The sequence below is a fragment of the Chitinivorax sp. B genome, from assembly GCF_005503445.1.
Taxonomy (GTDB): domain Bacteria; phylum Pseudomonadota; class Gammaproteobacteria; order Burkholderiales; family SCOH01; genus Chitinivorax.
Genome location: NZ_SCOH01000022.1, coordinates 44,854 through 69,563, shown reverse-complemented (window position 1 = coordinate 69,563; position 24,710 = coordinate 44,854). Strand labels below are relative to the sequence as shown.

The window sequence follows — 24,710 nt, the reverse complement described above, 5'->3', positions numbered from 1 at the left end:
ATCGAGGGGACAAAATGTGCATTTCAACCCATTTTCCGAAAACCCCAATTTCGTCACACATTCGTCACACAACTGCCAAGGAAGTTACCCCTATACAAAAAAACTCAGCAACTATATGATTAAAAATAAAGAATAAGACTTATCCACAAAAACACTCTTACTCTATTATTTTCTTATCTATCTTCTTTATCTTATTCACATAATCTATAGAGAACAGAACATCAGAAACACACCAGAGGCTCTGTTATCCTATACAGGATACAAATGAACACCAATGTCACATGCCCAACAAACTCTCTGCGATTCTCATTACGAAAAACGCAGCGCATCAGCTACCTGCTTGCTTGTCATCTCTTCAATTCACTGACGAAATCATCGTGGTTGACAGTGGTAGTACCGACAACACTGTCGAAATTGCGATTCAGCACGGTGCGAAAGTCATTCATCAGACATGGCTAGGATTTGGAAAACAAAAACAACTTGCAGTTAACCACTCATCACATGATTGGGTACTTTGCATCGACAGTGATGAACGGATTACTCCTACCCTACGAGACAGTATTCAAGCAATACTGAGATCACCATTGCACATGGCTTATCGAATGCCACGCAGCAACTGCTTTATGGGACGCTTTCTCAAACACGGAGAAGGTTATCCTGATTGGAATATACGATTATTCAATCGCCAGTTTGCCCAATGGTCTGACGATGTTGTACATGAACGAGTCATGCATACAGGTCGCGTTGGAACCCTAGCTGGAGATCTGCTACACGAGTCCAGTGAAGACATTACGCATTACTTTGACAAACAAAACCGTTACACTACGCTCCAAGCTCAAACACTTTTTGAACATGGTAAGAAAAGCGGTGTTACTCAACTACTCCTAAGCCCGATTTTCCGTTTTGTCCGTTTCTATCTGTTCAAACGTGGATTTCTCGATGGTGTACCAGGTTTAGTACACATCCTGATCGGCTGTTTCAATAGTTTCAGCAAATATGCCAAACTGATAGAACTCCATCGATTGCATAAACGACCATGACTATTCTTGTAACCGGTGCTGCCGGCTTCATCGGCATGCATGTTTGCCATGCCTTGCTCAATAAGGGATTGAAAGTTATCGGTATCGATAACTTCAATGATTACTATTCACCAAAGTTGAAACAAGACCGCGTCAGTACGTTGGTCAATCACCCATCATTCGCATTTGACACGGTTGATATCGCAGATTACGAATTACTAAACACTGTTTTTAAAAAACATGCCATTAAACAGGTTGTACACCTTGCTGCTCAAGCAGGTGTAAGATACTCACTAAAAAATCCACATGCTTACGGCAACAGCAATCTGATTGGTTTTACTAACATTCTGGAAACCAGCAGACAATATCAGATTGAACACTTGGTTTTTGCAAGTAGCTCAAGTGTTTACGGATCAAATGTCAAAATTCCATTTGAAGAAAGTGACAATGTTGATCACCCAATCAGCTTGTATGCTGCCACCAAAAAAGCCAATGAAGTAATGGCACACAGCTATGCTCATCTGTTTGGGATTCCTTGCACCGGCCTACGTTTCTTTACTGTGTATGGCCCATGGGGGCGCCCTGATATGGCGACTTGGTTGTTCACGGAAGCAATACTTAAAGGAAAACCGATAAACGTATTCAACAATGGGGATTTGAAACGAGATTTCACTTACATTGACGACATCGTAGAAGGGGTTGTCCGTGTATTGGATCATGTACCTAAAGCAAATCCCGTTTTTGACAAACAGCAGCCTGACCCTGCAAGCAGTTTTGCGCCTTATCGACTTTTCAACATCGGTAATCATCAACCAGTAGCACTGGAAGTATTTATAGCCACTTTAGAACAAGCACTAGGGAAAAAAGCAATTCGAAACCTACTACCAATGCAAGACGGAGATGTATATGCAACTTATGCAAATACCGACCGCTTGCAACAAGCAGTCGGTTTTTCACCAAACACCGAGTTAAAGGTAGGGTTGGAAAGGTTTGTCAAATGGTATCGTGAATACCATCAGCATCCTTGATTAAATCCTAAGATTTAGAAAATAAAGCAGAAAAAGACATCGCAGCTGATCTGATATCAGCTGCGTCAAACAAAGCAGAAATGACGGCAATTGCATCTGTACCCGCTGTAACAACTTGCCGACCATTGTTCAAATCAATTCCGCCTATGGCAACCCTAGGTATGCCTAACTTGGCAGTCGCCTCAAACAACGCTAATGATGCACAAACGGTATTGGGTTTGGTACTTGATGGAAAAAGCGAACCAAACGCTACATAGTCCGCTCCCTGCTTGACGGCAGATTCAGCAAGTTTCAATTGATCATAGCAAGACACACCAATAATTGCGGCTGTACCCAACTTCACTCTTGCTACGACAATCGTGGCATCATCTTTACCAAGATGTACCCCGGCCGCACCTACTTCATACGCAAGTTCAATATCATCATTAATAATCAAAGGGATATTGTAATCTTGGCACATCGTTTGCAAAGCTCTTGCCTGGATCAGGCGCAAGTCAACATCAACAAGCTTGTTACGATATTGAAGAACAGAAGTACCACCGGATAAAGCTTGACGACACTTCATCAACAACATTTCTGTATCAGATGTATCCGGTGTAATGGCATAAAGCCCATTAATACTAGCTTTCATCACTACGCTCACCTGCTCGTGCCCAAAACAAACGATCAGGAATGTACTGACCCATACCAGGTCGAATGGCATTCTTTAACGTTTGCCAAGTATATTCCTGCGCTTCTTTCACTGCCTCAGGCACATCCAATCCTGTTGCGATCAATCCCGCAATTGCTGATGCTAAAGTACAACCAGAACCGTGATAACTACCTGGTAAACGAGCCCAGCTATCAGCACGAACCTTACCACCACGGTTATATAAGGTGTTGATAACGTTAGGTAGATTTTCATGAGTACCTGTAATCAATACATACTCACACCCCATACTGCGAATACGCTTGGCACATTCCTCAAGCAATAATTCCTCATCGGCTTCATCTTCAGCCAAACGACGGGCTTCAATACTATTTGGCGTAATCAACATCGTATGTGGAATCAACAACTCACGCATTGCCGCAATCAGATCGTCGGTAGCAAACTCATCTCCTGCTCCTGAAGCCAAGACTGGGTCCAGAATTAACGGAATATCAGGATAGTCGGCAGCAATTTCTGCAATAGCTGCAACGTTCTCAGTACTACCGATCACACCTACCTTAAAAGCGGCGACTTGCATGTCTTCAAGAATAAACCGAGCTTGATCAACAACCAATTCGGGATCCATTGCCTGAAGGTCATCAACACCAGCACTGTCTTGCACCGTAATACCTGTTACGACAGACAGGGGATGGCAGCCCAGGCTGGCCAACGTCAGTATGTCAGCTTGTAAACCTGCGCCACTGGAAGGATCTGTAGCTGCAAAGGTCAAGACGATGGGAAGCGGATTTGCATGCATGAAAAGAGAGGCTTTCTGAATTGCGTTAGAATAGGATTTTTTCGAACGTGCGCCGGAAAGTGGCGGCAGCACATGATTTCATTGTAACCGAATCATGGAAACTCGCATGAAACGCTATATGTGTCTGATTTGTGGATTTATTTATGACGAAACTGAAGGCCGCCCAGAGGACGGAATTGCTCCCGGAACATGTTGGAATGATGTTCCAATGAACTGGACCTGTCCGGATTGCGGTGCAAGAAAAGAAGATTTCGAAATGGTACAACTGTAAACGGGAACTGCAATGGACCAAAATGGTTCCAATTGCCAGCCGGGATTGATAATCAGGATGTGATCGATGCGACAGTTATTGAATGTTGCCGTGATGGCAGGTCTGTTGTTCATCAGTGGGTGCGAAACCGTACAAACCACACGGGGTGGTGTGGTAGGTGTGGAACGTAAACAAAGTATGTTCATGGCGATCAGCCAGAGCCAAGCCAACCAGATGGCGGCTAAGCAATATGCTGCCGAAGTCAATGCAGCCAGACAAAAAGGCAAACTCAACGTCGATCCTAAAGCGCTTGAACGACTACGTACCATTGCTAACCGGTTGATTCCACAAACAGGTGAATTTCGACCAGATGCCATAAAGTGGGATTGGGAGGTTAATCTGGAAAACTCAGATGAACTCAATGCCTACTGTGCACCTGGCGGTAAGATCATGTTCTACAGCGGATTGATAAATCGACTGAAACTGACCAACGATGAGATTGCCGCCATCATGGGTCACGAAATGGCACATGCATTACGTGAACATGGCCGTGAAGCCATGTCTCGTGTTTATGCTCAACAATTGGGTTTGAGCGTAGTTGCGTTGACTGGCAAAGTAAGCGATCAGGCCCTGCGCCTTGCTAACTCTGCTGTTACAGTGGCATGGCAATTGCCAAATAGTCGTGAAAATGAAACAGAAGCAGATCGAATCGGTCTGGAACTAGCTGCCAGAGCCGGTTATGATCCAAATGCAGCAATATCTGTATGGAAGAAAATGACTGCGGCCAGCGAAGGCCAACCACCTCAATGGATGTCAACTCACCCATCACATGGTTCGCGTATTCATGATCTTGAAGACAAAATCCCACTGGTTATGCCATTGTATGAATCAGCTAGGAAACCTTGAGTAATGGGTTACCTTTACCTGAAAACCCTCCACATTATTTTCGTCATAAGCTGGTTTGCCGGGTTGTTCTATTTACCTAGACTCTTTGTCAACCATGCGATGGTGACTGATGCCACTACACAGACTCAATTAAGTCTGATGGAACGGAAACTCTACCGTTTCATGACCTTGCTTGGTGTACTTGCAATAGGGTTTGGTATTTGGCTATGGCTGGGATATGGGGTAACTGGAGGATGGTTACATGCCAAATTGCTGCTAGTGCTGGGCTTGGTTGTGTTTCATGGCTATTGCGGCAAACTGGTCAAAGATTTTGCTACAGGCATCAATTCACGTAGCCACAAGTGGTATCGACTTTTCAATGAAATTCCAACGTTGACGATGTTTGTTGTTGTATTTCTAGTCGTCGTCAAACCGTTCTGACAGTGAAGCTGTCATCAAGGTAAATACCATGACATCAAATAACGAAGTACTGTTTCAACGTGCACAAGCACATATTCCGGGTGGGGTGAATTCACCCGTCCGTGCTTTTGGTTCTGTTGGCGGAACACCACGGTTTTTCCGGGAAGGCAAAGGTGCGTATCTATGGGATGCAGATGGAAAACGATATATCGATTATGTAGGGTCTTGGGGACCTGCGATATTGGGCCATGCTGATTCTGATGTGATTGCCGCGGTTAAACAAGCTGCAGACCATGGCCTTTCATTCGGAGCACCCACCGAAGCCGAAGTTGAGATGGCTGACCTTCTATGTAAACTATTACCCAGTATGGAACAGGTACGCCTAGTAAGTTCTGGTACTGAGGCCACGATGAGTGCTATTCGTTTGGCACGTGGGTTTACAGGGCGTGACAAATTTATCAAATTTGAAGGTTGTTATCATGGCCACGCAGATTCCCTTTTGGTCAAGGCAGGATCTGGGCTGTTGACATTTGGTAATCCAAGTTCCGCCGGTGTACCCGCAGCCGTGGCTGCAGACACACTGGTACTAGGCTACAACGATGTTGAGCAACTGGAATGCATGTTCGCTGAAATTGGCTCAGAAATCGCCGCGGTGATTCTGGAGCCTGTGGCTGGTAACATGAACCTCATCAAGCCTAGCGAAGCGTTTCTGAGTACTTTACGGCGTCTTTGTAGCGATTATGGAAGTGTGTTGATCTTCGATGAGGTCATGACAGGCTTTCGAGTGGGCCCGCAATGTGCACAGGGTTTGTTCGGTATTCAGCCGGATCTGACAACCTTGGGTAAGGTTGTTGGTGGTGGTATGCCGTTGGCTGCGTTTGGTGGTCGGGCTGACATCATGAGTAAAATTGCACCATTAGGGCCGGTTTATCAAGCAGGTACATTATCTGGTAATCCAATTGCGGTTGCAGCAGGTCTTACCACACTCAAGAAAGTGACAGCGCCAGGATTTTTTGAACAGTTGAACAAATCAACGCAGATATTGGTGAATGGTTTACTTGCAGAAGCAAATACTGCCGGTATTACATTGTCTGCCCAAGCAGTTGGTGGGATGTTTGGCGTGTATTTCTCAACACGTTGTCCGAGCAGCTATGCAGAAATCATGCAGTGCGATAAATCTGCTTTCAACCGTTTCTTCCACGCCATGCTTGATCAGGGCATCTATTTTGCCCCTTCTGCATTTGAAGCTGGTTTTGTTTCTGCTGCACATACCGAACAGGACATCAAACAAACCATCCTTGCTGCGAAAACTGTTTTCAGCAAATGGTAATTTGATATGGCTTTGGCATGGTCATGGCTGTTGCTATACAGCCAAATCTATGCCTTTCTCCGTATTTATTAAAGTTTTTGATCGATTTTCCGATAATTATTGCAATGACTTATGTGATTTTATGACACTGCAACATGCGTACGGAAAGAGTTCTATTCAATAGATTGCTCACTTCTCCAGGCAAGCCCCAATCTGTCAATAGTGTTGGGAGCCTGGATGAACAACTGCCACAGGCAACGTCTCACTACAATTTTGGCCCGGTCCCTGCCAAACCCAAGGATACAACGTGGCCACTGAATGAACGTCGTGCCAATGTGGATCGTCGTCAAGGCAGGGATCGACGAAATTCACAAGAAGGGGGATTGTTCAGTACACGATCTAACTTGGAGCGTCGCAAAGGTGGACGCCGCCGCAGCGACTACGCTGAGACTATTTCAATTAAAGTTTAACTTTTCGTTGTTATGACTAATCCACATTTCACTCACATTCGAGTACGAGGCTACCATCTCGATGTATATGGCCATGTTAACAATGCCCGTTACCTGGAATTTTTGGAAGAAGCCCGTTGGGGCTATTTTGAAGAGAATGGCGCACTAGCCAAGTTGATGGAACATGATTTGGCATTTGTTATCGTCAACATCAATATCAACTATCGCCGTTCTGCTTTATTGAATGAGACGCTTGAGATTGAAACGGGTATCAAAGCCTTGAATCGTCGCAATGGTGTTGTCTCGCAAGTCATCCGTTTGAAAGATGACGCAACTGTGGTGTCTGATGCAGAAGTAACGTTTGTGCTTTATGATGGCAAGCAAGACAAAGCCATTGCCATTGAAGGCGAGTTGCTGGCAACTATGAAGCCTTATTTATTGTCAGGAGAGACTGGCTCTTGAGCTGTAGGTAACCCGCAGCTTCGTCTACAAACAGGGGTAAATGTCATACCCCTGTTTTTTATTGTATGACATAGACCAGTCCGAAGGCTCCGACTGATACGGTTTTGTCTTGAATTACCATATATGACCCTACTCCTAGTGAATGGTACGTGGATACTGCAGCAGTCAATGCCCCCAAGCCCAATAGACCTGCCAGCTGATTCCGGTCAGCCACGGATTCTTTGATACGGAAGCGATGACGTTCGGCAGATGGATTAAACGAAATAGCAAATACCAAGGCACAAGCAAGTGAGGTGATTGTAATGGCTAGGGGTTTGGTCATGATAACTCCGAAGGCGTTCCATTATTGTTGTGTAATGCCGTGCTGTTATTTACAAGGTATAGTTTGAACCTAGAAACAGCATAGAGGTGTGATTTCAATGACATTGAGGATAATGTCATTGTCCGAAATGGAAGACAATACACGAGCAAAACATAACATAAGCTGAACGAGAACGAAGTTTTCGTATTGGATTATGAGCTGAAAACGACAAAGGCCGAACTTGTCGGCCTTTGTGTTGAAACTTGGTTGCGGGAGCAGGATTTGAACCTGCGACCTTCGGGTTATGAGCCCGACGAGCTGCCAGACTGCTCCATCCCGCGTCTGAAGAAGTGCATATTATAGTATGGGAAATGGTACGTCAATAGATTTCTTATATTTCCCATAAAATAATGGGACTACTTCCAACATGGAAAATGAATTTCTATCATAACATATTGTTTAATAAATAATTTTTATCTTGTCGCTGGTAAGTCCTTCGCTATATTCAGAGAATATTAAAGATCAATAATCCATCATATGAATCCCCATTCTCGAAGTCATCAACGGTCGATGTTGGGCCAGGTACTGATCAACAAGGGTTTGGTTTCCGAAACTCAGTTATCACTTGCAATAGATCATCAACGGTCAACGGGTAAAAAGCTGGGCGAGATTCTGCAAGAATGGAATTTGGTCAGTCAGCGGCAACTTCAGGGGGCGCTACGTCGACAACGCAATTTGCGACTAGCCGTAGCTGTGGCAACCACTCTCCTCGGCCCATTACAAGCAATGGCGGTGTCGTATTCACCGATACAAGGTCCTGTTAGTGCTACATCATCACGCCAACAGTCAGGAATGAAACCGCTTGATGAACAAGCACTACGTGAAGTCATTGGTCAGGGTTTTGCTGACGACCGCTTGAGGCAATTGGCATTGAAAGTTGAGAGTGGAGATGGTCTAGAAGTTGCTAAAGAATTAGCAAAACTCATGAATCCAGCACTCCAATATCTTGATGTGGAAACACGATTGAAAGATGTGGTCTATGATGTGGATGGTGCTAGAGCAACCTTGAATAAAGATGGGTCGCTAACGCTAAAACTACCCAGTACGATTGGCGAGTTAAGCTTTAACCATATCCGGGTTGCTGGTTCGACCGGGCCAAGTATGGGGAGCATTGAAATTAAGGGGATCGATCTACGTGGTAGTTCGATCACGATTTTACCTGTGAGTAGGTAACGAACTACACCAAAATGCGGACCGTATGGTTCACTTTTTGGTGCGTAGGCGAGTTACTGGGTGGGCATGTTCAATCGGCGACGATAGATCAGGCAGGTTTCCACTAATAGTTCATTACCATCGATTTTTTCCTGACCAATACCAGCAAAGACCCGTTCAAAGTCATAGTAGTCGTTACCATTTTTTATCCAGGCATAGATCGGTTTTCCTTGATAAGTTCCTAGTAGCGTATCGACGGCTTTATCTTCGATGGTATCCAGTGACAAGCTGCTAGGTCTTTCCGGTTCATCCGGAATTGGGGGGAGTGTTTGACCTGGCTTTGCAATCAATTGTAAGTATGCGCGGAACAACCACAATGGCAGCATCACCCGCAATACGCGTTTGTCTTCAGTAATGATGCATGTAACTTGGAATTGACGACGACATGCCGGACATTCTGCCTGAGCCGCCAAAGCAATTTGCGTTTTGACGGAAGTGGCAATGCCATGCATGTGCTCTGCTGTTACAAGGTGGCCACAATGCATGCATTTTTTCGAGAATTTGGATACTCGATCACCTTTGCCTAGTGGCAAAGGTAAAAAACGATTGATTCTATCAGTCTTGCGCATTCACAACACACTTTCCGCTTGAGTGCATGGCACCGGGCGAAGCCTACATTTTGGAGAATGAAGCAAAGAATCATACCCTAAAAAGCGGTAATCTTCTCGTGGTTTTATTATTATATATACGGATTTAACTATATTGTGGGGGTTTGATTCGAATTGGAGTGGGATCCAGTCACACGACTTTCGACTCGATTGCGGCCCTGGCGCTTGGCCAGATAGAGTCCTTCGTCAGCCTCTCCCATCAGGTCATCAAATTCAATTGCCTGATCAGATGAGGCTGTGGCAACGCCAACGCTGATCGTGATACGTAGGTTTTCGGTGCTTTGGGATAGTTGGGCGTGCTTTATAGGGGTTAATTCGACAACTTGACGAAGGTGTTCGGCCAGTTTGGTGGCGCCTGCCAGGTCGGTGTCTGGCAGTAAGATTACAAATTCTTCGCCACCAAAACGTGAAACCAGATCAACGGAACGAACGCTATGCTGTAGTCGCTCAGCAACTAATCGCAGGCAATAATCGCCAAATAGATGACCAAATTGATCGTTGATGGATTTGAAATGATCTATGTCTGCCACCAGAAGACTCAGACTGGAGCGATGGCGATGTGCACGATCAACTTCCAGTTCAAACCGATCCAGCAGACGGTAGCGATTTGCCAGCCGAGTTAAAGGGTCTTCCCAAGCCATGCGTTCTAGTTCTGATCGAGCTTGGGTTAATTCTGTAATATCAACATCGACTCCCCGAAAGCCGATGAATCGATCAATATCATCATAAAGAGGGTGAGCACTGGATGAGACCCAGACGGTTCCGCCATCTTTACGAAAGTAGCGTAACTCGCCATTTTTGTAAGCCTTTTTGCGCTTCATGTCAGACAGTACTGCATTACTTTCCACGCCCTGTTCCGGTGCTAGAAAATCAACCAGCCTGTTGCCAATCATTTCCTCGGCGTGGTAACCCAGTATCTTCTCTGCCCCCTTTATAAACACAAAGCAGCCGTCTGCATCAATTTCCCAGATATAGGTCGGGGAATAACTAATGGCATCCTCCATCAAGGCATTGGCATGTCTGACAGCGGCTTCGGCGCGTTTATAAGGGGTGATATCTGTGTAAGTACTGATGAATCCTACGACTTGGCCATCGACATCCATAGGTTTGCCGACAATTTCAAGCTCAGTGCCATCTGGCCGAGTTCGGTTGAATTTGTGGGGTTGAAACTGCATTGCCAAGTTAATGCGTTGCGCTACCTGCACAGCGGGGTCTCCTGGGCCATATTCACCACGCTGGGCATTGATCCAGAGCAACTCTTCAAAGGTAACACCCGGGTGTGACAAGCTTTCTGGTAGTGCCAATACATCAAAAAAAGCTTTGTTCCACAGAACCATATTGAGATGCTCATCAATGACGCTGATTCCTTGAGGCAGTGATTCAATCACGGAGCGTAAATAGGCAGCGTAACGTTTGGATTCTTCAATGGCCAGATTGTGCTGGGTCACATCATTGTAGATTGAAACAAATCCACCTCCAGCCAAGGGTAGACCACGTATTTCAAGTCTTATGCCATTGGGACGACTTCGCTCAAAAATATGAGCACGTTGTTCATTGGCAAGTGTTAACCAGTCGGAAACGATTTTGTTTGGGTCTCCGTCGCCATACTCACCGCGTTCAGCGTTGAAACGGATCAGTTGCTCAAAATGTGGAGGGATATCACCGTCAAATAGATAATTGGGTAGGCCAAGTAACTGTCTGCATCGCTGATTACAAATTGCTACTTGCATGTTGGCATCGATAATGGTCAAACCACAAGGCAGGTGCTCTGCCATAAGCGCAAGCAATGCCAAGCCACTGGCATCCAGGGTAAGTAGCGGGACTGAGCTGTCCTTTTCCGACTCTGGACGGGCATGGACAGTTGCGCCATCAGGCTGCGCTTGCGAGGGCACCGCCATGTATTCCTCGTGGCTGAAAGGGTATCGAGTTTCAGCATAGCTGACATACCAAGCCTTTGCATGAAGCCCTGTATTTGTAGTCCTGCAAAAAAGCCCGCATGAAGCGGGCCTAATCAGGGTAATTATATGACCCATACCGGTATAAGGTATGAGTGAATCCAAGCGGATTGTCAGCCACTGTTTCGCAAGCCGGCCGCAATACCATTAATGGTAAGGTGGATGCCATGTTGTACGTCTTCACCGCCTTCACCTGCCCGGAAACGACGCAATAGTTCAACCTGCAAATGATTGAGTGGATCCAGGTATGGAAGGCGATTTTTCAGACTACGAGCCAATACATGGTTGTTACCAAGCAATACGCCACTACCGGTGATTGCCAGCACCATATCTACCGATCGCTGCCATTCATCCCGGATTTGCCCAAAAATACGTTGGGCCAGTGCCGGATCATCCACAAGCTCAGCATAACGGGAGGCAATACCAAGATCGGTTTTTGCTAGGACCATTTCCATGTTTGAAAGTACCGTCTGCAGGAAGGGCCAATTGCTGTGCATAGCCTGCAGTTTGATTAAACCGGTCTCCCCGGCTTGATCAAGGTAGGCTTTGACTGCGCTGCCAAAGCCATACCAGCCCGGCAGCATGACGCGACATTGTGACCACGAGAATACCCAGGGGATTGCTCGCAGATCGGCAATGGAGCCACCAGCCTTCCGCTTGGCGGGGCGGCTGCCGATATTGAGTTTGGCAATTTCATTGATGACCGTGGCCTCCTGAAAGTAAGTAATGAATTCCGGGTTGCCATATACCAGCCTGCGATAGGTCTCGAACGCGGATTGTGAGAGCTGTTCCATCAACTGATAGTAAGCGGCTGCTTCGTTGCCGATATCGTTGTGATCAACAAAGCTGGCTTCCAGCATGGCAGCTGCCAGCGTTTCCAAATTGCGGCGACCAATTTCCGGATTGGTGTACTTGGAGGCGATGACCTCACCTTGTTCAGTAATACGGATTTGACCGGCGACAGAGCCGAATGGCTGAGCAATGATGGCCTCGTAGCTCGGGCCGCCACCTCGGCCAACTGATCCGCCGCGGCCGTGAAACAGGCGCAAACGAACATTTGCCTTTTTGAACAGTTCGACGAGCGTGATTTCAGCTTTATACAGTTCCCAGTTGGAGGTCAGATAGCCGCCATCCTTATTGCTGTCTGAATAGCCCAACATAACTTCTTGAATATTTTGCCGCGATGCCAACCACTGCTTCCATTGCGGAATGGCAAACAGGCGCTGCATGACGTTACCACAAGCACGTAGGTCTCCAATGGTTTCAAATAACGGGATGATATTGACGGCGAGTTTGTCGTTATGGCCTAGTAGGCCAACCTCTTTCAACAGCAACGCCACTTCGAGCATATCGCTGACATCACTGCAGTTTGAGATAATATAATTGGGGATGGCTGCGGCACCATAGTCTTGATGAATACGGGCGGCCATACTGGCAATCGCCAGCTCTTTGGCGGTTTCTTCGCTGTAGGGTTGAAATGGCGAACGCAGTAGGCGTGGATTGGCTAATTCTCGCAATAGGGCCGTAATCCGGCTGTTTTCGTCGAGATCATGATAGTTTTCCAGCTCTGCACGTTCGAATAGTTCTGCTACGACGCTTTCGTGGATACCAGAATGTTGGCGCATATCCAGAGGTGCCAAGTGAAAGCCAAAAACATCCACGGCTCTATGTAAACGGCGTAAGCGGCCATCAGCCACCAATTTGCTACCATGGCTGATCAGCGATTCGGCGACGATTGCCAAATCTGTAGCCAGTTCGTCTTTGTTGGTATAAGGCAATAGTTGGGTGGCGACTGGTGGCGATGTCAGGAATAAGCAAAGTTTGCCTGATGTTGCGTGTAGCCGTGCTTCGATGTAGGTCAATGCACGACGATAGGGTTCTTCAGCACGACTGATGGCATTTTCTGGCGATTGTGCCGCAAGAGCCAGTAAAGCCGGTGATGCATTGATCCAGCGGGACGATTGGCTCAGTTCGTGGTTGAGTTTGCCAAGTTGCTCCAGATAAAAGCCAATGACGATGGCGGAGTGACGGCGCATCGCATGAAGCATCATGTCAGCATCGACAAATGGGTTGCCATCTCGATCACCGCCAATCCACGATCCAATCCTGAAAAATGAAGGTAGCTCAAATGGTTTACCGTCATTGAAATCTCGGCTGATCCAATCTTCCAGATCGTTATATAGTCGTGGTAATTGCCGCAAAAACGTATATCGATAGTAGGCGAGTCCATTTTCGATTTCGTCTTTGACGGTTAGTTTGAATGAACGGATTTCACTCGATTGCCACAAAGTCAGGATGATACGCTTAAGGCCTTTCTCGACATCGGCCAGTTCTTCTTGTGTGAAATCGGCGCGAGCACGGCGATTCATCAAGTTGGCGATGGCGCGGTGGCAATCCAGAATTGATTTGCGTTGTACCTCGGTTGGATGGGCTGTCAGTACCGGTGACAACAAGGCGTAGCTGAACAGTTCCTGCAACTGTGCACCAGTGACAGCATGGTCTTTCAAGCGTTGCAACGCTGCAATAACAGAACCTGCCTGTGGCGCGGCCCCTGCACGTCGATGGGCGCGGCGACGGCGACTGTGATGCAAGTCTTCAGCAATGTTGAATAGATGTGAGAAATAGCTGAAGGCTCGTACCAGTGCAATGGTGTTCTCGTGACTGAGGTCGTTGAGCGTGGTTTCCAGTTGTTCGCGGGCGTGAGAATCTGCTTCGTGTACAAAGCGGACAGCAGTTTGGCGGATAGTTTCAATGCGCTCGAAAGTGGTATCACCTTCTTGTTCTTTCAACACTTCGCCTAACAAGCGGCCCAATAAGCGTAGATCGTCCCGTAGCGGCTCGTCTTTTTCCTGTGAATTGTCCTGTACTACTTGTTGCACCACGCTCTCCTAATCGTGAATTGGCCGCGTGCTGGTGTTGCCCCACTGTAATGGGTGGCACAACCGGTGGCCTTTGTTTGGAATTTTCGAAAAGATATGCCGGTTTTTCCGGCATTTTATTGTTTAACTACGTACTTTATAGAGCCCCTTTCAGGGCTTGTATCAGTAACAACCCGAATATGCATTTGATTTGCCCCTGATCGGGCCAACGTATACTTTGACACCCATATTTCAGCAGACGGTGTGTTGATTAATTTTGGAATTGGAGGAAGAAGGGAGCGATGGTGCCCGGGTATCGGACCTACCCGGGCCAAGGTCACGCATGGGTTTGGAACCTATCCCCATACGGTCAATTGCGCATGGGGATAGGTTCAGTGTTTAGCGTGGCGCGAAATTTACCAACACAAAATGACAACCAGATGACCTGGACAAAGTTTTAAACATACATTAGCCCGCTGAATGTCATGCAACTTGCGTATAACACGAGCAATGGAGGCTTAACCTGGTTTGGTCAGATCAAGCAACTCTTTTTCCAGCATGCCAGATGACACACAGCGTGTGGGTGCTCGTACAAAGGCGGCGCCGCGGCCTGATCTGAAGATCAATGAATCACGAACCTTGATTGGGTCGCTATCCGGTGCTGTGGCGACTTGTTCACGGGATAGACGGTAGGTCACTCTCACCGATACGGTGGTGGTGGAATTGCCACGTGGCGTCAGGCTGACAATTGCATCGCCTCGGGCTGCCAGTTTACGTGTGACATCATAAGTCCGGCCTTTTACATTCAGCTGATATTGGCGAGATGCACTGGCTCCAGGAAAACGTAAGATATTGCCGTCAGCACCGGGTACCTCGATCAAGCCACAATTGATATAGATGGAAGGATCAGGGAACGGTACTGATAAAGAAATTCGGTTTGCTGCGGTTTGTTTGACGTTCTTGTAGGTAGCATTTCCGCTCAGATTTCCCAGTAACTGTTTCATCACGGTTGCTGGTGGCGCCTTCACTGCCCGTGCGGTGACGACTGGAATGTTACCCGGGCCCACATTGGCTGGAGGTGCCGTTTGTTGAATGGGTTCCGGTGGTTTTTCCTCAATGGTGACGGAAGCTGGCGGAACGGGTGTGCTACATGCGGACAGCAACGCGACTGTCAGGACTAAGGCCGTGGTAATCTTATAAGACATTGGGTGCTCTAACCTGCGCAAGTGGCTCACACCGCGCGAGCCGTAAAATGCAATAGGCATCGATTGTACTTGAACGCGGATGACATTGGGACTCCTCGACTCAATCGATTTGCGGCTTTACTTATAACAATAGTGGGTTGGCGGGATTTCGATACCCAAGCTGTCGTTGAAGCAAGACCAAACTGGGTGAAATAGCGCTGGCAACGGACAATCTTTGTCAATCTCTGGCAAAGCTCTATTTGGGGATGGGGGGGTGTTATGACCTCGTTTCGTGATTTCAACGAGTTTTACCCAGTTTATCTGCAAGCACATCAAACCCCAGCTTGTCGCCGGCTACATTTCATTGGAAGTAGCCTAGTGTTGGGGATCGTGCTTTATGCCATCATTTACAATGATTGGTGGAGCCTGCTACTAGCGCCGTTTGCTGGTTATGGTTGTGCCTGGATTGGCCACTTTGTATTTGAAAAGAATCGCCCGGTAACGTTTGGTCATCCGTTATACAGCTTCATGGGGGATTGGGTAATGTATTGGCAAATGTTGACAGGCAGAATCGCATTCTGACTGGGCAAAAATGCCAAAAGGACATTGGCTGTCCTTTTGGAATCAGAAGATCAATCTGGAATTACAATACGTAACGCGCTAGATCTTCGCTTTGCGAGAGTGCCCCCAAGCGTTCGTTTACATACTTGGCATCGATGTTGACAGTGCCATTGATATGATTACCTGCTTCGAACGATACTAGCTCCAGCAGCTTCTCAATGACGGTATACAAGCGTCGTGCACCAATGTTTTCAGTCTTTTCATTGACGGTGAAGGCGATTTCAGCCAGCCGGTGAATCGCATCATCGGTGAAGCTGAGTTGCACGCCTTCCGTGGCCAGTAATGCTTCGTACTGCTTGGTCAGGCATGCATCGGTACTGGTCAAGATCTGTTTGAAATCGTCGACCGATAATGAATTGAGTTCTACCCGGATCGGGAAGCGACCTTGCAATTCCGGAATAAGGTCAGATGGCTTGGACAGATGAAACGCGCCACTGGCTATGAATAAAATGTGGTCTGTTTTGATCATGCCATATTTGGTTGAGATGGTGGTGCCTTCTACCAATGGCAGCAGGTCACGTTGGACACCTTGACGAGATACTTCCCCGCCCTGCCCTTCGCTGCGGCTGGTGATTTTATCGATTTCATCAAGGAACACGATGCCATTTTGCTCAACACTCTGCACAGCGCGGGTTTTGATTTCCTCTTCATTGACCAACTTCAGGGCTTCCTCGTCGGTCAACAGTTTCATAGCTTCGGGGATCTTCAATTTGCGTGCTTTTTTGCGCTGGTTGCCCATATTCTGGAACATGCCTTGAATCTGGCTTGTCAGCTCCTCCATGCCAGGAGGGGCAAAGATTTCCATGCTGGCGGCTGATTGCGCGACTTCGATTTCGATTTCCTTATCGTCCAACTTGCCTTCACGCAACATCTTTCGGAATTTCTGGCGAGTTGTGGAATCTTCCGTGGGCTCGCTTGCTTGTTCACCACCAAAACCAAATGGTCTGGCCGGGGGGAGCAGAGTGTCCAACACACGTTCTTCAGCCAGGTCTTCAGCACGGTGGCGAACTTTCTTTGCCTCAGATTCACGGGCCTGTTTTATTGAAATTTCGACCAGATCACGGACGATCGAGTCTACGTCACGGCCAACATAACCAACTTCCGTGAATTTGGTGGCCTCCACCTTGATGAACGGTGCATCGGCCAGCTTGGCCAAACGACGAGCAATCTCGGTTTTACCGACACCTGTCGGCCCAATCATCAAAATGTTCTTAGGCGTGATTTCCTGACGTAGTGGGTCGGCCACTTGCTGGCGGCGCCAGCGGTTACGCAAGGCAATTGCTACGGCTTTTTTTGCTTCCTGCTGGCCAATGATGTGTTTATCAAGTTCGTGAACGATTTCGTGCGGAGTCATTTGGGTCATGCTGCATTTCCCGTGCAATTATTGGCGCTTGTACTGTTGGCGTTGGAATTAACCCAGCGTTTCGATCAGGTGATTGTGATTGGTGTAGATGCAGATATCACCTGCGATAGTTAGCGACTTTTTGACGATATCGGCTGGTGCCAATTCCGTATTCTGGTGCAATGCCAATGCAGCTGCTTGGGCAAATGCACCGCCACTGCCAATAGCAGCAATGCCGTGCTCAGGTTCCAATACGTCACCATTACCGGTAATGACGAGTGTGCTTTGCAGGTCGGCAACGATTAACATTGCTTCAAGTCGGCGTAACATGCGATCAGTACGCCAATCTTTGGCAAGTTCGACGGCACTTCGTACTAAATGCCCTTGATGTTTTTCCAGTTTGGCTTCGAAACGCTCGAACAGCGTGAAGGCATCAGCGGTGCCGCCAGCAAAACCTGCCAATACTTTGTCTTGATACAGGCGGCGTACTTTGCGTGCAGTGGCTTTAATCACAATGTTGCCTAAGGTGACCTGGCCATCGCCCCCTAGTGCGACTTGATTGCCACGGCGTACCGATACGATCGTGGTGCCGTCAAATTGTTGCATGGTGCTTTCCTTGTACTCAGGCCCTGAAAAGATGGGCGAATAAACAGGAAATGGGGGGGGTTTTGAGCTTTACAAGCCCCAAGTATCGAATAACTGGGGAAAGTCGCAATCAATGCGGTACCAGAGGCACGCGTGCCCCCGGCTAGACTATTTGCGACGGCGGACCATTACTAGATCGTTGATACCCATAATGCGGAATAGTGCATATATCAGCGCATTGACATGATCAAATACGACGGGCTTACCAATGGTCACCATCGGCATCAGAGTGTTCAGTAGATTGCCTGCCGAAATGAAATCCACACGAGACAGGCTGGTGGCATCAATCAAGACTTGAGCGTGATTGGCAGCAAAATCTGTCAGTTCACGCAGTTGACCTGAATTCCGGTCTGTTAGTGCACCATGCATGTAGAAAATGTCGGCCGCTTGCTGTTGTACTGGTTCCAGAGTAGCTTCTTCTTCAGCTTCTTCCAGTGTCATGGCGGGTTGTGCAGAACTTTCCCACGACGGTGGGGAGACCTCGTAGGTGACGGCGTAATCAACGGCCAGATTTTCGAAGGTTTCCTGTTGACCCTGTGCCAGATACATTTCCAGCAACAGCAACCAATAAGGGATTTCTGCATCCACTTTGCGCATCATCTCGATTTGGTTTTGCAACCAATCAGTCAATTTGTTGCCACCTATCATTTGTACCAGTATTTTGGCTTTGCGACAGGCTAAAAGGGCTTGCAAGAGTTCCTGGGCTGAACCTGCTTCCAGGGATTCAAACTTGCCGAAATCCAGACGAATCTTCTCACCTTTGCCAATCAGACCTTGCAGCTCTGTAATACGATTACTGCCCGTTTCGGTATGCCCTGAAAATGGCACATAGTTGCTGCGTGTACTGGCTTCCGGCTTGATGGGTGTTGGGGCCTGAGCTTCACGCCAGATTGGCGCACTACGTTCGAACCGAACTACATATTTGATGGCCAGTTCGTCAAATTCGGTATGCAGACCACATTGCTGATAGAGCTCGAACAACAACAGCCAAGGCTCCTCATTATGGTCTTGCGGGTGAGTCTCGATATAGTCCGACAGTAGCTCGACGGCTGTATCTGTTTGTTCGTTGGCATACAGAATGGCGGCTTCTTCCACTTCTGGCTGGATATCTGCGCCACTGTCATTGACCTCAATGACGGCAGAACCCAGCGTATGGCCATCCATTGTATCCGGGCCTGGGTCGGCAATAGGCTTCTCACCTGCCGGCTGAGTGCCCGCTGGTTGTTTGTAGGTGGGCTGCTGTGGCAGCTCTTCAGATTGGTCTTTTTTCTTGAAGAAAGAAAATACCACGTGGCGACGCTCAAAAAGTTGGTTTTACGTCAGCGATAACATGATGTACGCGGAATGCGCTTATCAAGATATAGCCCAACTCCGTCACACCGATCAACTGTCGATTTAATCAGATAAACGGATTATTCATTCGGAATTGTACGCGATCAAGCCAGCGCCGCCCAGCCCTGCATGTTGCTTTGTTTTTGCATCATGCATGATTGAACAATGTTAGCTTGCCATTTTCTGTTTCCACAAAACATAAAACAGGCCATCGCCCCGCTATGTGAAACAAGTATTACGCAGATTTCGTGACAATTGTCATGCCACGCTTCTGGTATACCACGGTGTCAGACATTGGTCATTTACTGCTAGCGGATGCCTCTACTACACGATAGAACATTCCCATCGGGTCATCTTTGAGTAGTGTCAATTTACCGGTGATGATGATCGGCTCGTAAGTGAACTTGACGGGTTTGGTTGCTTTGACTTCGATGATCGAATCCGGTCCGCCAGGCAAGTGGTAAGCGCAGGTTGGTGGTGTGGAGCTGAGAATAAAGTGGGATTGTTTTTCATTCATGTCAAGTGGCAACATGAATCCTTGTAGTTTCACAACCTTGTTATTGAGATCGGTGATCTGTTTGTCGAAAACTGGGATCACTTTGTCACCTTGCTGTTTTTGCTCAATCTTGGCTAGCGTTTTCCAGCTGATTACGCCATCCATTTCCTTTAACTGCTGAAGATTGGTTGGTTGACCTGGTAATGGTGCATGGCCGCCCGCAGTGCTTGGACTAGATGCTGGCGTAGGTTGTGCTGCCATGGCAATCGATGTGAGCAATGAGAATGAGGCCAATATGGGTTTGACAGTTGATTTCATGATCCCCTCGACAAAGTGAATGCTGGTGCAAGAGTACGCCTTCGGCCTTAAGCGGACAAGACTGGTATGCATATGGAATTACTTGTGTGGTTCCAGCGAGACGGGATTGATAGAGAGTTCAAAACGTTTGCCATCTTTGGATTTGCCACGGAATTCGTAACACTTGTGATGTACTTCTGCGGCCTTGATGGTATGGCCCATGTCCTCTACTTTTTTGGCGGCGACTGAAAAAGGCTGCCATTTTTTCTCTGGTTCTTTGGTGCAGGGGCTGTGGTCGTGGTCGGCAGCTATAGTCAATTGTATTGGAGTGGAGAGCAGTAAAGCAATTATGCATTTTTTCATGATTGGTTCCTCTAATGAGTTGAAAATGAAGGTAATAAGGAAAAGTTGAAATGGTATGTTTTGATCTGACAGACCATTTCAACAAGTAAACAATCAGCTGCCGGTCAAGGTCTTGGCAACATCGGTTCTGTAAGCTGCAATAGCAGGGATAATTGCGGCAATGGCTCCAATACTCAAAGCACCAGCAATCAGCAGCCATTCTGCAGGCAGCCAAATTCGACCAGTTAAGCCCAGACTGTGGGCTGGGCCTAACCAGTTAGCCAGCCCTTCCGTCAGGCCATGGCCTAAGCCTAGACCTACAAAGGCTGCCAGGCCTGCCAGCAACAGGCCTTCCAGTAAAACGACCCATAACAGACTAAGACGCCCGGCCCCTAGCATGCGCATGACTGCGAGGTCATAACTGCGCTCGCGCAAGGTGTTGTAGAACGCCACAAATACGGACAACGTTGCGGCGACGATGAGCACAATAGCGTTTGCACGATAGGCATCCAGTCCGAAACCGACCAAGCTCCACAGGCGGGCAGATTCCATAGCAGGTGCAGCAGCCTGCATGCTGCTTTGGCTGTTGACGATGCGGGGCAACATGGCTGCTGCCATCGGGCTCTTGTATTTAATCAGTAGTGAGGTGATCTCTTTACCTGCATCTTCGTCATCGGTATCGCTGTCCGTTGTATGACTGCTACTACCTTCGTGAGTATCCCAAACACTTTGCACCGGGGTAAGGATCAGCTTGTCGATGACTGTTCCGGTTTTTTGCAGGACGCCCACAACCTGGAATGGGTTGTCATCGTGCAAGTCCCCGCCAGGCGATAAACCATGGGAGCTGGCAAATTCCTGATCTAGTTTTAGTCCGGTTTCGGCCGCGATATCTGCACCAATCACTACTTCCATGGCCGTTTTCCAGACACGTCCTTGTGCGAGCTTGGCACCATAGAGGTCAAGGTAGTCGGGTTCAGTACCGACAATACGAATACCTTGATAGCTATCGCCCAGCGCAAGCGGAATGGCTTTCGCGACCATTGGATTCTTGCGTAGCTGGCTGGCGTCACGTAATGGAATGTTGCCACTGGGAACATCTGCATGGTAGACGCTCGACAGAATCAGCTGCAGCGGGCTACCTTTAGCCCCCACGACCAGATCGATACCCGATGCATCGGCTTGCAGACGTTGTTCCAGCTGGCTGGCAAACAATAGCATGGCACTGATGGTGCCGATGCCCAGCGCCAATAGCAACAGATTGAGAATAGTAGTGAGCGGTCGTCCAATCAGATTGCGCCAAGCAAGATGAAGCAAGCTCATTGCATCCCTCCCAGAGTCAGCTGTTGGGTGATACGGTGTTTGACTCGGCTATCATGGGTGGCGATGATCAAGGTGGCATGACAATCACGGGCCGCGACGGTCAGTACTTCCAATGCAGCTTCGGCGGCGATATCGTCGAGGTTGGCAGTGGGCTCGTCGGCAAGTAGCAGTTTGGGGGTGTTGACTGTTGCCCGTGCGATGGCGGCACGCTGTTTCTGGCCTTGGCTGAGTGCGCCCGGACGGCGATCTGACAGGTTTTGAATGCCAAGTGAACCCAACACATGATCAATCCGCTTATCGTCACGTGGCTGCCCCGCCAGTGTTTGTGCCAAGCGAAGGTTTTCCTTCACAGAAAGTAGTGGGAGTAGATGCAACTGTTGTGGAACGAAGCCGATATGGCGTCCACGAAAATGATCCAGTGCGTGTCCCTGAAGTTGTTGCAGCATGTGCCCTGCGATACTGATGCAGCCAGCCGTTGGGGTCAGCAATCCAGCCAGCATTGCGACCAATGTGCTTTTTCCGCTACCGGAAGGACCAAGCAGGAGTGCCATTTCACCCTGTTGTAGCTGCCAATCGGGAAAACGAATGGGATGCCCACCTGAATAGGTGAATTCGAGTTGTTGAATGCTGAGCAAAATGTATTTCTCCTCATCAAACCTGTTATTTGGTTTGGCGATATTGCACAGGATGTCACGTGTGGTCAAAGCAACTGCCCCAATCGTCGTTTTCCAGACTGAGACATGTCCGTTTTATCCATGCGAATAAATACCAGCACGCTACAGTCTATCGTGCTTCCATTTCAGTTTCGTTTGGGGTGGTTGTCCAGACTGGAAACGGATCATGAAAAGCTGACCAGCCGTTGACCCCAAGCGACATTTCGCCATCAGTCAACAAACAGGCGTTCAGTTGCGCGCGAATCGCTGATTCATTGAGACCCATTCCGATGAATACCAGTTCCTGACGGCGATCACCAAACGGTGCTTGCCATCTGGCTTGAATCATCGACAGATACTCCGGATCGTCGGGCCAGTCGGTTTGGTCAACGGCAGCCCACCAAAGGCCAGCAGCACCATAACGCATTGCCCCACCAGCCTGTGACCAGCTGCCGGCAATGTCAGGTCGGGTAGCCAGCCAGAAGAAACCCTTCGAGCGCAGCAGTCCATCCCATTCCTGGTGCAACATTTGCCAAAAACGTTGTGGATGAAATGGTCGCCAGCTGTTAAAGGTAAAGCTGCGAATACCATAGGTTGCGGTCTCTGGTACATGTTCGCCGTGCAGCTCCTTCAGCCAACCCGGGGCCTGCGCTGCCCGATCGAAATCGAAACTGCCGGTATTCAGGATGGAAGCGAGTGGTACCTGACCGAATTGGCTGAGTACAATGCGTGCGTCGGGATTCAATGCGCGGAGGATGCCGGTCAGCTGTTCACGTTCGTTGTCATTGATGAGGTCGGTTTTGTTGACGACCAGTACATCACAGAACTCCACCTGCTCAATCAGCAGTTCGACGATACTGCGCTCGTCACCGTCATCCAATGTTTCTCCCCGTTCGGTGAGCATCTCATGGCTGGTGTAATCGCGCAGAAAGTGACAGCCATCCACTACGGTTACCATGGTGTCAAGTCTGGCAATGTCTGACAGGCTGATATTCCGTTCGTCGCGAAAGGTAAATGTTTCGGCTATGGGCATGGGCTCGGCAATGCCGGTGGATTCGATCAATAGATAGTCGAAACAGCCTGCTTCGGCCAGTTGGCGAACCTCCAGTAGCAGATCTTCCCGCAGTGTGCAGCAGATACAGCCATTGCTCATTTCCACCATACGTTCGTCAGTGCGTGACAACTGCGCACCACCTGAGCGAACAAGGGCAGCATCGATATTGACCTCTGACATGTCATTGACGATGACTGCGACTCGCAAGCCTTCCCGATTATTGAGCACATGATTCAGTAATGTGGTCTTGCCCGCGCCTAAAAAGCCGGATAACACCGTAACTGGCAAGCGTGATGGAGATGACATGAGGTGCCTCTTATTTGCAACTATGTTGCATTATGCCAATCAATACGTCATAAATGCAACCTTGTTGCATATTGAAAGGCGCTCAGCCTAAGCTATGCTGAACAAGTATTGTGGAAGGGTGATTGATGATGGGTAAGCAGCGTAGCAGTCGGTATTACTGGCCGGGTGTTCTGTTTGCTCTACCGTTCGTGATGTTGGGATTGGCAGCCTTGATAGCAGCGTTATACCCGGTGGTGCAGCACTTACGGTCACTAGCTTGGCAACCTGTACCTGCAACGGTACTGTCGGTATCGGAACGAAACTCGGCCGTACAAAAAATTGGCGAGTCGACGACTTATCGCATTGAAGGTGCTTTTCGTTACCGCTGGCAGCAACAGGAACGGATCAGCCATCGGCTGACCTTCAGCTTGGTTCGTGATGATTTGGACGATGGTTGGCGTGAAGCAGTCATGGGTGAGATTGGCCCTGTTGGCAATACCATCACCGCGTGGATCAACCCAAATGCACCAGATGAGGCGGTAGTGATTCGAGCGATTCGTTGGAATGAAGTCGGATTCGCTATGTTGGGTGCCCTGATGTTTGGTGCCGGTGGCGTGGTACTGATGGTGGCGGCATTCACACCAGTTAGGCCAGGTAAGGCACCATCACCTCAGGTAGTGTTATGGCCGTTGGTTTTGTGTCTGCTGGCAACAGGGCCAATTTGGTTGGTGTTGGTTGTTTTACTGATACGCGATGGCCACCCGATTTGGGCTGGCGTGTGCTTGGTGCCAGTGGCGTTGGCGTTGAATGGGGTGCGGGTGGGATTGCAACAGCGAACGGGGACGACAGCGTCGGCGAGGCCCCGTTCGAATTGAGAT

At 48.3% G+C, this 24,710-nt stretch carries 25 protein-coding genes and 1 tRNA gene; 10 read left to right on the top strand and 16 right to left on the bottom strand.

Annotated elements, in window-relative coordinates; all coding sequences use genetic code 11:
• Positions 1-281: 281 nt before the first annotated feature.
• Positions 282-1,040: a glycosyltransferase family 2 protein gene (locus tag FFS57_RS14405; RefSeq protein ID WP_137938509.1), complete on the top strand. Its 759-nt coding sequence runs from the start codon at positions 282-284 to the stop codon at positions 1,038-1,040.
• A complete protein-coding gene (locus FFS57_RS14400; protein ID WP_137938508.1) occupies positions 1,037-2,047 on the top strand; it encodes an NAD-dependent epimerase in 1,011 nt (336 codons plus the stop codon). The genes FFS57_RS14405 and FFS57_RS14400 overlap by 4 nt, the downstream gene beginning before the upstream one ends.
• 7 nt (positions 2,048-2,054) lie before the next feature.
• On the opposite strand, the gene thiE is transcribed toward FFS57_RS14400, so the two are convergent.
• Complete coding sequence (gene thiE, locus FFS57_RS14395) at positions 2,055-2,678, bottom strand: thiamine phosphate synthase (protein WP_137938507.1); 624 nt, start codon at positions 2,676-2,678, stop codon at positions 2,055-2,057.
• The gene (gene thiD / locus FFS57_RS14390) at positions 2,668-3,492 is read right to left on the bottom strand and encodes a bifunctional hydroxymethylpyrimidine kinase/phosphomethylpyrimidine kinase (RefSeq protein ID WP_137938528.1); all 825 of its coding nucleotides are present in this window, start codon (positions 3,490-3,492) and stop codon (positions 2,668-2,670) included. Before thiD ends, thiE begins: the two co-directional genes overlap by 11 nt.
• Before the next feature lie 106 nt (positions 3,493-3,598).
• Here thiD and FFS57_RS14385 point away from each other — a divergent pair, with 106 nt between their 5' ends.
• The 5 genes from FFS57_RS14385 to FFS57_RS14365 all read left to right on the top strand — a co-directional run bounded on the left by FFS57_RS14385 (position 3,599) and on the right by FFS57_RS14365 (position 7,267).
• Positions 3,599-3,763 (top strand): rubredoxin, encoded by a 165-nt coding sequence (locus tag FFS57_RS14385; RefSeq protein WP_137938506.1) that lies wholly within the window; start codon positions 3,599-3,601, stop codon positions 3,761-3,763.
• Positions 3,764-3,829: 66 nt separating this feature from the next.
• Entirely contained in the window at positions 3,830-4,648 is an 819-nt protein-coding gene (locus FFS57_RS14380; protein WP_137938505.1) for a M48 family metallopeptidase, read from the top strand.
• A 3-nt stretch (positions 4,649-4,651) separates the two neighbouring features.
• Positions 4,652-5,068 carry a CopD family protein gene (locus tag FFS57_RS14375; protein WP_137938504.1) on the top strand — a complete coding sequence of 139 codons (417 nt, stop codon included), beginning with the start codon at positions 4,652-4,654 and terminating at the stop codon, positions 5,066-5,068.
• 28 nt (positions 5,069-5,096) lie between these two features.
• Positions 5,097-6,377 carry a glutamate-1-semialdehyde 2,1-aminomutase gene (gene hemL, locus FFS57_RS14370; protein ID WP_137938503.1) on the top strand — a complete coding sequence of 427 codons (1,281 nt, stop codon included), beginning with the start codon at positions 5,097-5,099 and terminating at the stop codon, positions 6,375-6,377.
• Positions 6,378-6,838: 461 nt separating this feature from the next.
• Positions 6,839-7,267: an acyl-CoA thioesterase gene (locus tag FFS57_RS14365; protein ID WP_137938502.1), complete on the top strand. Its 429-nt coding sequence runs from the start codon at positions 6,839-6,841 to the stop codon at positions 7,265-7,267.
• A gap of 58 nt (positions 7,268-7,325) precedes the next feature.
• Here the strand turns inward: FFS57_RS14365 and FFS57_RS14360 are convergent, their stop codons facing one another.
• Entirely contained in the window at positions 7,326-7,589 is a 264-nt protein-coding gene (locus FFS57_RS14360; protein ID WP_137938501.1) for a hypothetical protein, read from the bottom strand.
• A 243-nt stretch (positions 7,590-7,832) separates the two neighbouring features.
• Positions 7,833-7,909: transfer RNA gene (locus FFS57_RS14355), tRNA-Met, on the bottom strand.
• A 229-nt stretch (positions 7,910-8,138) separates the two neighbouring features.
• Here FFS57_RS14355 and FFS57_RS14350 point away from each other — a divergent pair.
• The gene (locus FFS57_RS14350; protein ID WP_249384002.1) at positions 8,139-8,801 is read left to right on the top strand and encodes a cyclic di-GMP-binding domain-containing protein, MshE-related; all 663 of its coding nucleotides are present in this window, start codon (positions 8,139-8,141) and stop codon (positions 8,799-8,801) included.
• A 53-nt stretch (positions 8,802-8,854) separates the two neighbouring features.
• On the opposite strand, the gene FFS57_RS14345 is transcribed toward FFS57_RS14350, so the two are convergent.
• From FFS57_RS14345 to FFS57_RS14330, 4 genes are all read right to left on the bottom strand, one after another.
• Positions 8,855-9,292, bottom strand: coding sequence for a hypothetical protein (locus tag FFS57_RS14345; RefSeq protein ID WP_137938499.1), 438 nt, complete (start codon positions 9,290-9,292; stop codon positions 8,855-8,857).
• A 245-nt stretch (positions 9,293-9,537) separates the two neighbouring features.
• Complete coding sequence (locus FFS57_RS14340) at positions 9,538-11,346, bottom strand: PAS-domain containing protein (protein ID WP_171013954.1); 1,809 nt, start codon at positions 11,344-11,346, stop codon at positions 9,538-9,540.
• Between the two features lie 170 nt (positions 11,347-11,516).
• Positions 11,517-14,282 carry a phosphoenolpyruvate carboxylase gene (ppc, locus tag FFS57_RS14335; RefSeq protein WP_502705918.1) on the bottom strand — a complete coding sequence of 922 codons (2,766 nt, stop codon included), beginning with the start codon at positions 14,280-14,282 and terminating at the stop codon, positions 11,517-11,519.
• Between the two features lie 497 nt (positions 14,283-14,779).
• Positions 14,780-15,466 carry a hypothetical protein gene (locus tag FFS57_RS14330; RefSeq protein ID WP_137938496.1) on the bottom strand — a complete coding sequence of 229 codons (687 nt, stop codon included), beginning with the start codon at positions 15,464-15,466 and terminating at the stop codon, positions 14,780-14,782.
• A 258-nt stretch (positions 15,467-15,724) separates the two neighbouring features.
• On the opposite strand from FFS57_RS14330, the gene FFS57_RS14325 reads away from it, so the two are divergent.
• Complete coding sequence (locus FFS57_RS14325; protein WP_137938495.1) at positions 15,725-16,027, top strand: Mpo1-like protein; 303 nt, start codon at positions 15,725-15,727, stop codon at positions 16,025-16,027.
• Positions 16,028-16,088: 61 nt separating this feature from the next.
• Here the strand turns inward: FFS57_RS14325 and hslU are convergent, their stop codons facing one another.
• From hslU to zigA, 8 genes are all read right to left on the bottom strand, one after another.
• Positions 16,089-17,429, bottom strand: coding sequence for an ATP-dependent protease ATPase subunit HslU (hslU, locus tag FFS57_RS14320; protein WP_137938494.1), 1,341 nt, complete (start codon positions 17,427-17,429; stop codon positions 16,089-16,091).
• Between the two features lie 48 nt (positions 17,430-17,477).
• Positions 17,478-18,014: an ATP-dependent protease subunit HslV gene (hslV, locus tag FFS57_RS14315; RefSeq protein WP_137938493.1), complete on the bottom strand. Its 537-nt coding sequence runs from the start codon at positions 18,012-18,014 to the stop codon at positions 17,478-17,480.
• Between the two features lie 147 nt (positions 18,015-18,161).
• The gene (locus FFS57_RS14310) at positions 18,162-19,343 is read right to left on the bottom strand and encodes an STAS domain-containing protein (protein ID WP_137938492.1); all 1,182 of its coding nucleotides are present in this window, start codon (positions 19,341-19,343) and stop codon (positions 18,162-18,164) included.
• Positions 19,344-19,683: 340 nt separating this feature from the next.
• Entirely contained in the window at positions 19,684-20,199 is a 516-nt protein-coding gene (locus FFS57_RS14305; RefSeq protein ID WP_171013952.1) for a DUF3299 domain-containing protein, read from the bottom strand.
• 78 nt (positions 20,200-20,277) lie between these two features.
• Positions 20,278-20,541: a PepSY domain-containing protein gene (locus FFS57_RS14300; protein WP_137938490.1), complete on the bottom strand. Its 264-nt coding sequence runs from the start codon at positions 20,539-20,541 to the stop codon at positions 20,278-20,280.
• A 93-nt stretch (positions 20,542-20,634) separates the two neighbouring features.
• The gene (locus tag FFS57_RS14295; protein ID WP_137938489.1) at positions 20,635-21,840 is read right to left on the bottom strand and encodes an ABC transporter permease; all 1,206 of its coding nucleotides are present in this window, start codon (positions 21,838-21,840) and stop codon (positions 20,635-20,637) included.
• Positions 21,837-22,475, bottom strand: coding sequence for an ABC transporter ATP-binding protein (locus tag FFS57_RS14290; RefSeq protein ID WP_137938488.1), 639 nt, complete (start codon positions 22,473-22,475; stop codon positions 21,837-21,839). Before FFS57_RS14290 ends, FFS57_RS14295 begins: the two co-directional genes overlap by 4 nt.
• 148 nt (positions 22,476-22,623) lie before the next feature.
• Entirely contained in the window at positions 22,624-23,853 is a 1,230-nt protein-coding gene (zigA, locus tag FFS57_RS14285) for a zinc metallochaperone GTPase ZigA (RefSeq protein ID WP_137938487.1), read from the bottom strand.
• A gap of 125 nt (positions 23,854-23,978) precedes the next feature.
• On the opposite strand from zigA, the gene FFS57_RS14280 reads away from it, so the two are divergent.
• Positions 23,979-24,707 (top strand): DUF3592 domain-containing protein, encoded by a 729-nt coding sequence (locus FFS57_RS14280; protein WP_137938486.1) that lies wholly within the window; start codon positions 23,979-23,981, stop codon positions 24,705-24,707.
• The last annotated feature ends 3 nt before the right edge of the window (positions 24,708-24,710 follow it).